At 65.6% G+C, this 8,751-nt stretch carries 8 protein-coding genes; 4 read left to right on the top strand and 4 right to left on the bottom strand.

Features of this window, described 5'->3' with window-relative positions; genetic code table 11:
• Window positions 1–254 precede the first annotated feature (254 nt).
• Window positions 255–1,169 (bottom strand): SDR family oxidoreductase, encoded by a 915-nt coding sequence (locus AB0B25_RS26390; RefSeq protein WP_357184674.1) that lies wholly within the window; start codon window positions 1,167–1,169, stop codon window positions 255–257.
• An 80-nt stretch (window positions 1,170–1,249) separates the two neighbouring features.
• Entirely contained in the window at window positions 1,250–2,017 is a 768-nt protein-coding gene (locus AB0B25_RS26385) for an SDR family oxidoreductase (RefSeq protein ID WP_357184671.1), read from the bottom strand.
• Window positions 2,018–2,084: 67 nt separating this feature from the next.
• Between AB0B25_RS26385 and AB0B25_RS26380 the strand changes: the two genes are divergently transcribed.
• Window positions 2,085–2,903 (top strand): TetR/AcrR family transcriptional regulator, encoded by an 819-nt coding sequence (locus tag AB0B25_RS26380; protein ID WP_357184668.1) that lies wholly within the window; start codon window positions 2,085–2,087, stop codon window positions 2,901–2,903.
• A gap of 131 nt (window positions 2,904–3,034) precedes the next feature.
• Here AB0B25_RS26380 and AB0B25_RS26375 read toward each other — a convergent pair whose 3' ends face one another.
• Complete coding sequence (locus AB0B25_RS26375) at window positions 3,035–3,799, bottom strand: glucose 1-dehydrogenase (protein WP_357184665.1); 765 nt, start codon at window positions 3,797–3,799, stop codon at window positions 3,035–3,037.
• Between the two features lie 230 nt (window positions 3,800–4,029).
• On the opposite strand from AB0B25_RS26375, the gene AB0B25_RS26370 reads away from it, so the two are divergent.
• Window positions 4,030–4,416, top strand: coding sequence for a helix-turn-helix domain-containing protein (locus tag AB0B25_RS26370; RefSeq protein WP_357184662.1), 387 nt, complete (start codon window positions 4,030–4,032; stop codon window positions 4,414–4,416).
• Window positions 4,417–4,863: 447 nt separating this feature from the next.
• Complete coding sequence (locus tag AB0B25_RS26365) at window positions 4,864–6,318, top strand: MDR family MFS transporter (RefSeq protein WP_357184659.1); 1,455 nt, start codon at window positions 4,864–4,866, stop codon at window positions 6,316–6,318.
• An 806-nt stretch (window positions 6,319–7,124) separates the two neighbouring features.
• Here AB0B25_RS26365 and AB0B25_RS26360 read toward each other — a convergent pair.
• Window positions 7,125–7,271, bottom strand: a complete 147-nt coding sequence (locus AB0B25_RS26360; protein WP_357184656.1) for a hypothetical protein — start codon at window positions 7,269–7,271, stop codon at window positions 7,125–7,127.
• A gap of 693 nt (window positions 7,272–7,964) precedes the next feature.
• On the opposite strand from AB0B25_RS26360, the gene AB0B25_RS26355 reads away from it, so the two are divergent.
• Window positions 7,965–8,711 carry a hypothetical protein gene (locus tag AB0B25_RS26355; RefSeq protein ID WP_357184653.1) on the top strand — a complete coding sequence of 249 codons (747 nt, stop codon included), beginning with the start codon at window positions 7,965–7,967 and terminating at the stop codon, window positions 8,709–8,711.
• The last annotated feature ends 40 nt before the right edge of the window (window positions 8,712–8,751 follow it).

The following is an 8,751-nucleotide window of genomic DNA, read 5'->3' as shown; positions in this document are numbered from 1 at the left end:
CATCGGACAGCGTGATCTCAACAGCAGAAGGTCCACGATGCGACACACAAACAAAATATCAACTTACTTGCCTGATTTCAGGCGCGACACACTAGACAGCCGTGACCGCTCCTTCGTGCCGCTCTCCACCGGATCGGCCAATGGTTTCGCAAGCCGACCAGTTACTGGTATGCGTCTGTCTTCGGCACGTCGAAGTAGTGGTGTCATCGGCTCTGAATTCGCTGTAGCTGCCTGTAGTCGCGGGCGTTCTCATTTCATGAATTCGACTCCCGCGCCGTGGTTTGCGCCGGTGCAAGGGTGTCCTCGATTCCCATGCGGGTGAGCAGACGCACACGCTGGACTTCGGCAACCGCGGCGACCGGGATGTCTCCGAAGTCGGAGAAGTCGACCGTGGAGCGGTAGGGACGTCGGCCGTGGGGCAAGTCGACGATCCGCGCGATTTCGTCGGCGACTGCTTGGACGTTTTGCACCACACCGGGTGCGAACAGCGACTCGGTTGCTTCCTGATTCCGTGCGATCGTCTCCCCGTACAGCTCCTGATAGTCCGCCGTGACCTGGTGGTCGTCGGCCATGCCTGCGTTGGGGAAATGAGCGGTGCCCTGGGTGAACGGGCCGGGCATGACTATCGAGGTCTCGATTCCGAAGCGGGCGACTTCCACCGAGATCGACTCGGCGAACGAATCCATCGCGGCCTTTGCCGCAGTGTAGGGAGCAAGGAAAGGGGGTACGACGAAACTCGTACCGCTGCCGACCCAGAGCAGGAGACCGGAGCCTTGCTTGCGCATTACCGGTAGCGCCGCCCGGTTGACCCGCAACGGACCGACAGTGTTCGTGTCGAAGGCGGCGAGGATCTGCTCGGGAGTGAAGGCTTCGGTGATTCCGTACAGCAGGTGGGCCGCATTGTGTACGACAACGTCGAGCCGACCGGAGGATCGGACGATCTCGGCGACGGCGGCGCGAGCCGACTCCTCGCTGAGGATATCGAGTTCGACGACGTCGAGGTGGTAGCCGTTGGCGCGGCCGAAGTCGCGCAGGTCGGCGGCCTTGTCCTGGTTGCGTCCGTCGGGATCGCGCATCGAGGCGACGACGTGGTGTCCGCCGGCGGCGAGTGTGCGTGCGGCCAGGCGTCCCATTCCCGTGCCTGCTCCGGTGATCAGGATGGTGGACATCGCGTGGGACTCCTTCGGTTCGGTCGAGTGGTGGAAGACGCGGGGATGGATTTCGGCGGCCGGTTGGTGTGACGTCGAGGTCAGATCGCGCCGCCGTTGGCGTAGATGACCTGTCCGTTGATCCACCGCGCGGGGCCGGCGAGGAAGGCGACGACCTCGGCGATGTCGCCCGGTGTTCCGAGGCGCTCGAGCGGGTTCATTGTCGACATGCGGTCGATGGTTTCCTGGTCCTTGCCGTCGAGGAACAGTGAGGTCGCGGTGGGTCCGGGCGCGACGGCGTTCACGGTGATATCGCGGCCGCGGAGTTCCTTGGCCAGAATCAGGCTGATGGCGTCCACGGCACCCTTGGAGGCGGCGTAGGCGGTGTAGCCGGGCAATGCCAATTTCTTCACGGAGGTGGAGAAGTTGATGATGGCGCCACCCGGACGCACGGTGCGGGCCGCGAGCTGGTTCACCACGAAGGTTCCGCGAATGTTGGTGCGGTGCATCCGGTCGAGCACCGCGAGGTCGAAGTCGGCGAGCGGTGCGAGCGTCATGCTGCCAGCGGCGTTGACCACGACGTCGATCCCGCCGAACCGGGCCGCGGTCGCATCGAACAGGGCGGTCATCTGATTCTCGTCCGCGACGTCGGCGCGCATGGCGAATGCCGACCCGCCACCGCCGGCAATCCGGGCGACGACCTCCCCGGCCGCCTCCTTGTCGCCGGCGTACGCGATGGCGACGGCCATTCCGTCGGCGGCAAGTCGCTGGGCGACTTCGGCACCGATGCCACGCGACCCGCCGGTGACGATGGCTACTCGAGGCTGGCTGGCGATGCTCTTTGTCACGTCGAACTCCTGTGTTGTCATCGGTAACTATCTACCGAATACAACGGTAACACTACGTCGATAACGTGCAACTGATAGCATCGATCACATGAATGGTGGATCTGGGCCCGGTAAGTCCGGGCGGGCCTCCGGAAACTCCACCGCCGGGTCGGAGCGGGAAGAGGGCGCCGCGGGGGAGCGCGACCGGCGGCGCGATGCCCAACGGCACGCCATCGAGGCTGCTGCGCTGCGGCTGTTGGATGAAGGCGGGCCGCAGGCGGTGACCAGTCGCGCGGTGAGTGCCGCCGCTGGGGTCCAGGCCATGTCGATCTACCGCCTTTTCGGGGACATGGATGTACTGATCGCGCGGGCCGCCGCCAAGGGATTCGCCGAGTACGTAGCAGCGAAGACGAATCGTGAACAGTGTGACGATCCGGTCGACGACCTCAGGGCGGGATGGGATCTGCACGTGGGGTTCGGGCTGAGTCACCCCTACGTGTACGCCCAGATCTACGGTCGTCACGCTCCGGGGCAACCGAACCCGGCGGCTGACGAGGCGGCCGTTATCTTGCGAGGCCTTGTGCAGCGTGTTGCGGAGGCCGGTCGGCTGACCCGTGATGTCGAGGGCGCCGCGGTGTTGATTCATTCCGCGGGTTGTGGTGTCACGCTGACGCTGATGTCTGTTCCGCCGGACCGCAGAGACATGTCGATCTCGGACTTGTGCCGGGAGACGATCTTGGCTGCCGTCACAATGCCCTCAGCGGGGGCGCTGGAGGATGGCGCACCCCCGGTGTCGTCCAGGTCGGCCGAAGCGGCGCGGCATGCCGTGTCTCTGGCCGCGGTCCTTTCGGGAGGCGGCGATTGGCAGCCGCCGTTGACCGAGGCCGAACGGGGCATGCTCGGTGAGTGGCTGGAACGCTTGTCTTGACGCACATGTCGGGCCCGTTTGCGTGCGAGCCGGCCTGGACCGGATGCTGACCGCGCTGGTCTGGGGGCTTCCCGTCACCTGTCGGCCATAGGCCGCACCGTACTTTACGTCGGCCCCGTTGCTACTCAACGTCATCCAGCGGTCATCCCGCCGTCGATCGCGAGCGCGGCTCCTGTGATGAACCTTGCTTCGTCGCTCAGCAAAAACGCTACGAACGCAGCGATCTCATCCGGCCGGCCGATTCGCCCGACCGGGTGCAGCGCCCCGGCCGCGCGCAGCGATTCTTCCGGTGTCGCGCCCAAGTTGCCCCGCAGTAGGGGAGTGTCGACGCCACCGGTGACCAGAGCGTTGATCCGTATGCCTGCCGCGGCGGTGTCGAGCGCCGCCGACCGGGTGAGTCCGACCACGCCGTGTTTTGCGGCGCCGTAGGAAGCCATGCCTGCTTGTCCGGTGACACCGAGGACGGACGCGTTGTTTACGATCGCGCCGCCGCCGTTCGCCCGCAGGGCGGGAATTTGATGCTTGAGGCCGAAGAAGACGCTGCTGAGGTTGAGTGTCAGGTCGGCGTGCCAGGCGTCGCCGTCCACGTCGGTCACCGGGCCGATCGCGGTGGCGGCGCCGACGTTGTTGAATACGCCGTCGATCCGGCCGTACCGGCTCATCGCCTGCCGGACCAACTCCGCCTGCTCGGCCTCCACCGTCACATCCACCCGCACGAAGGTGGCCTCTCGACCGGCGGCGCGGAGGTCGGCTACCGCAGCATCGCCAGCCTCCTTGCCGCGGGCCGCCAGGACGACCTTCGCGCCCTCGGCGGCGACTCGTTCGGCGAGGGCGCGGCCCATGCCGGAGGTGGCGCCGGTGATCAGGATGACCCTCTCTGCGAAACGTGTGGACACGATCTTCTCCTTGTCGGGTGTCAGGTGGTGAGCACGAGCCGTTCGTGGCGGTTGTCGGCTTCGGCCGCTCGCTTGATCGCAGTTCCCGGGTGGTTCCGTATGGATACCAACTACGCCTTTCGTACCTTGCATCCTTGCGACGGAGGCGGCAAGAGAGCACTTCGAGGTGCGCAGGTATCGCCGGGAGAACCATCCCAGGCGAACCTGGTATCGCTCGTATACTGCGAACCATGGCGCATCCGATCAGGGCGGCGGACGACACCGAGGTCGAATTGTGCGAGCAGGGCCGCGACCTGATCCGCGATGTGCTCGAACGGATCGGTGACAAATGGTCGGTGGTGGTCATCTGCCAGTTGGGCGACACCACCCGACGGTTCAACGAGTTGCGCCGGATGAGCGAGCCGATAACCCAACGCATGCTCAGCGCGACACTGCGGGGGCTGGAGCGGGACGGCCTGGTGACGCGAACCGTGCACGACACCAAACCCCCGCGGGTCGACTACAGGCTGACCTCGCGCGGGGTCAGTCTGCTCGAGGTCGTCCGTGCGCTGGCCGGATGGGCGGAGGACAACGCCGCCGGAATCCTGGATTCGAGGACGGCGTTCGACGCCCGATGACCTGGGTCGTCACGGTCATGGTCTGGCGGCAGGGCAGGACAGCCGCCTGCCGGGGCCTCGCTCGGAACGGCAGGTTCGCCATGAAACCGATGGTCCGCGTGACGTCCCGGGGCTGATGCCGACGTAGGCGCGGCGGCTACCCGGTCGGGTATTGACGGCAGTGGTCGCGCCGAGGCGCCGGACGCCGCGACAAGGTGGGTGATCAGGCTCACGAATAGGTACCGGCAGCTCGTGAGAACGGCAGCTGAACAGTATTTTTCGCGAAGAGTGCGGGTGGATCGGCTAGAAAATCACATGATTTCTGTCGGTGCGGACCGCAATACTGACGCGCGCCCGATGAGTTCGAGCGGCCGATTCCGTCTCCACCCCTGTGGCGCCGGGAATCGATCCGATGACTCGGCGACGGGCCACATATTCCTGCCAGCACCCATGCCCCGGAGGTATCCGATGTCCGCCGAACCATCCGTCCCCGCGTTAGGAGGGCGGACACCGACCGTCATCCGGGTCCTGGTCCTCGCGACGTTCGTGGTGATCCTGAACGAGACCATCATGATCAACGCGATTCCGCGGCTGATGGCCGACCTCGCGGTCACCGAGCGGGCGGCGCAATGGGTTTCGACCGCGTTCATGCTGACGATGGCTGCGGTGATCCCGACCACCGGTTGGTTCCTGCAGCGGGTGTCGACACGGCAGGCGTATGCCGTGGCGATGGCGGTCTTCCTGGCCGGTACCGCGCTGTCGGCGGTCGCGCCGTCGTTCGCGGTGCTGCTCCTCGGACGGATCATCCAGGCCGGCGGCACCGCGGTGATGATGCCGCTGCTGATGACCACGCTGATGACGGTGGTGCCCGAACAAGACCGCGGCCGGGTGATGGGCAATGTCACCCTGGCTATATCGGTGGCACCCGCGATGGGGCCGGTAATTTCCGGAGCCGTGCTGCAGATCGGCTCGTGGCGTTGGCTTTTCGTGCTGGTGCTGCCGATCACCGGAGTGGTCGCCTGGCTGGGTATGCGCCGACTGGAGAACGTGGGCGAACCGCAGGCCGGGGGAATCGACTCGGTCAGCGTGGTACTGGCCGCGCTCGGGTTCGGTGGTCTGGTGTTCGGGCTCAGCCGGTTCGAGAGCGGCAACCTCACCGGCCCGGCGGTGATCGTCGCCGCGGGCTCGGCCCTCATCGCCGCGTTCGTGTTCCGGCAGGTGCGGTTGCAGCGCACCGGCACTCCGTTGCTCGATCTGCGGGTGCTGCTGTCCGGCACCTACACCAAGGCGCTGGTCCTGATGTCGGTCGCGTTCCTGGCGATGCTCGGGTCGATGATCCTGCTGCCGTTGTATCTGCAGAACCTACGTGGTCTGAGTCCCTTGCAGACCGGTTTGCTGGTGATGCCGGGCGGGTTGGCGATGGGTCTGCTCGGACCGACGGTCGGTCGCTTGTTCGACCGGTTCGGCGGGCGCTTGCTGGTGATTCCGGGGTCGGTCGGGATCACCGCCGCGCTGGCCGGGTTCACCCAGATCTCGATGACCATGCCGTACTGGCAACTGCTGGGTCTGCACATCCTGCTGATGGTGTCGCTGGCCGCGGCCTTCACCCCGGTCTTCACGCTCGGTCTCGGCGCGCTCGCGCGGCAGTTGTACTCGCACGGTAGCTCCATGCTCGGCACCCTGCAGCAGGTCGCGGCGGCGTTCGGTACCGCCTTGGTGGTGACGGTGATGTCGGCCCGCAGCAGCACGCTGGTCGCCGAGGGCGCCGACATCATCACCGCCCACCTCGACGGAATGCGCCTGGCTTTCGGGGTCTCGGCCGGACTGGCGGTGATCGTGATCGTCATGGCAGTGCTGTTGCCGAGTCGGGCCGCCGCTGTGGAAGAAGTCGAGACCACGAGCCCCGAATTGGTCAAGCGCTGAGTGGGATTTAGCACGAAATGTGTCCTGGCCGAGACGGACCCGCAGAGGTCGCGTTGAGTGGATCGACCCGCCGAGGTTGGTCGTGGACGTGGACGTGACGAGCCGAGCCGATGGTGGTGCGGGCGCTGCGTGAATCCCCCGCATCGTCCCTCATACTGCGACGTCGACCCCCGCGCAGCCGTTACCGCGAACGTGTTACCGGATCGGCCCACCGTGCCAGTGCTCGGTAAATTCAGTACCGGCGGCACCGGAGGTCTTGATCTCGATGGTGAGTGTCCAGTAGCGGTGATCGACGCTAGTCGATCCAGTCGGACTCCCTGACTACCGCCAGCGACGAAATCCCTACCACATCGCTGATCCGGATAATCGGTAGAGCTCGGTTTGACCGCAGGTCACTTCTCGGCAAGTAGGTTTTTCCCCCATACCGCTTGATCGTCAGGCATGAAAGACTTGGCTCGTGGTAATCACTGTGTGCTGCCGTCGCCCGACGGGTATCGCAGATATCGCGAAATCGCCACTCCCACGCTGTCACCAGCCGATCGCAGTAGATCTCGAGGAGGTGCGCGATCGGCCGTCGGCCGGTCCGTTCCAAGCTTCGACGGCACCGTCGCGTACCTCTGCGATTGCCTCTTGCGCGGGACGTCGTCGGCCGCTAGCGCCTGCACCGTCGTTCTGCATTGAGAGATCGACGGCGCGAGCCGTCACCAGGGGGTGAGCTCATGGCGGATCGGCTGGTTGTCGACCTCGCCGAGTTGGCGCGGCTGGCCAGAGAATATGCGGTGCTGGCAGACGAAGCGATGGGGTGGCTACAGCAGCTGAAAGTCGGCCTCGGCACGCTGGGCGCGCCATGGGGCGATGACAAACCCGGCCGTACTTTCGCCGAGACGTATCTGCCTGCTCTTGACCAGTTGCTCGACGGATTGCACATCACGGTGCAGAACGTTCAAATGCATGGCGAAAACTTGGCTGGATTCGCGAAAAACATTGCCGTCCAGGACTATAGTCTGGGTGACTCCGTGCGCGGAGTCGAGAATTCGATGGACGCTATACCATTCGCCGGCTCGCTCTCGAGCTCGGCAGGGGCCACCACGACTCCCGCCGCTCCCGGCGTCGTGGCGCCGACACCGCCCGCTGGCGATCATGCTGCGAAGGCTGTTGCTGCCGCGCAGCCAGCTTTCCTTCCTTCCCCAACCGCATCAGCCGGCCAGCCAATGCCGACTGAGCAAGTCGCCCTACCGCCGTCGGCCCGACAGCCGCCCTCGCCACCCCCTCGGACGCCGTCGCCACCCGCTGAATCGCCGTCGCCCCCTCAGCTGAAGTCATCGACTGGTCAGCCGCAGTCGCAGGACCGTGTCCCGCAATCACAGCAGCCGATTTCGCAGCGTCGGGGCCAGATTACCGCAGGACACGATCGGTCCAGTGCACGAACGACAGCGACTGCCGCACCTGTAGGCTCCGGAGCGACCGTGTCACCGGCGATGCCTCGCGGGCCCGGACCCGTATCTCCGCAGCAGCGACCGAGCGTGCCAGCTGGAGACGCCGATCCGCCGCCGCGCGGATCCGGCAACACCAAGCGTGACTCGGCGAGTCCGGCTATGGCGCCACGGCCGAAGCCGGATAGGGACAGACCAGCGATCACCCGGTCTGTGATCGAGCGTTACGGAATCGAGGTTTCAGGGTTCGACGACCCGGATATCGATGACGACGTCGTTGTCGAGTTCGCCACCGCGCTCGACGACGTGCTGCCCAGGTACCCGGCAATCGATCTCCGCGGGGTGGCGATCTGCGAACTGCGGGCGGACGAGGTATCTACCGCGACGTGGAATTGGACGCCCGCACCGGACGGCCCGCACCCATACACGGCGCGAATTGCGCTGGCCAGCGCGGTCGCGCGCGATCCGCTCGGCCTGGCGCGTCGGGTTCGTCTGGCTGTCGAGTCCCGAGAATTCGTCTCCGGATCCGAAGAACGGCCGGTGTATTCGACAATTGTTCGAGAGTTGGCCCGAGCCCTTGATGTGGCAGGTTGTTTCCGAGCCCGCCGCCGGGCGCAGAGTGCGCTGTTGGCGCACTTCTTGCCGTCGATCGGGAACCGGGATGGTGTGCGCACGGCACTCGATTCCTACCGCGAGTGGCGTAGCGCGTTGAGCGGTTACGCCTTCTACGGTCGGCGTCTGCATCCTGGAAGATGCCTCGCCGAGGCATTCACCGAGGTGCACCTGCACGGTACTTCGGCATCAGCGCCCGCACAGGTGTTGCACCATCTGCTTGTAGAGACTGCCTGGGAGGTGAGTTCTCCTCTGACTTTCGACAGTGATGAGTCGTCCGTCCGGAGTAGGCATCCCCGTCGTCAGTTGTCTGAATGGCAGGCCAGCGCGAGTGCGTCTGCCAGGTAGCGATACAGGGAAGTCGAGCACAGCGATGCCCGGGGGACTT

It is taken from the genome of Nocardia sp. NPDC049190 (genome assembly GCF_040648115.1).
In the GTDB taxonomy this organism is placed as follows: domain Bacteria; phylum Actinomycetota; class Actinomycetes; order Mycobacteriales; family Mycobacteriaceae; genus Nocardia.
The sequence above is the reverse complement of the archived record's forward strand: the minus strand, read 5'-3'. Positions and strand labels throughout refer to the sequence as shown.

Coding starts and splice junctions, on each gene's coding strand:
- AB0B25_RS26390 (WP_357184674.1), bottom strand. CDS start 1,169: ATGTCCACCATCCTGATCACCGGAGCAGGCACGGGAATGGGACGCCTG.
- AB0B25_RS26385 (WP_357184671.1), bottom strand. CDS start 2,017: ATGACAACACAGGAGTTCGACGTGACAAAGAGCATCGCCAGCCAGCCT.
- AB0B25_RS26365 (WP_357184659.1), top strand. CDS start 4,864: ATGTCCGCCGAACCATCCGTCCCCGCGTTAGGAGGGCGGACACCGACC.
- AB0B25_RS26370 (WP_357184662.1), top strand. CDS start 4,030: ATGGCGCATCCGATCAGGGCGGCGGACGACACCGAGGTCGAATTGTGC.
- AB0B25_RS26360 (WP_357184656.1), bottom strand. CDS start 7,271: ATGCATTTGAACGTTCTGCACCGTGATGTGCAATCCGTCGAGCAACTG.
- AB0B25_RS26380 (WP_357184668.1), top strand. CDS start 2,085: ATGAATGGTGGATCTGGGCCCGGTAAGTCCGGGCGGGCCTCCGGAAAC.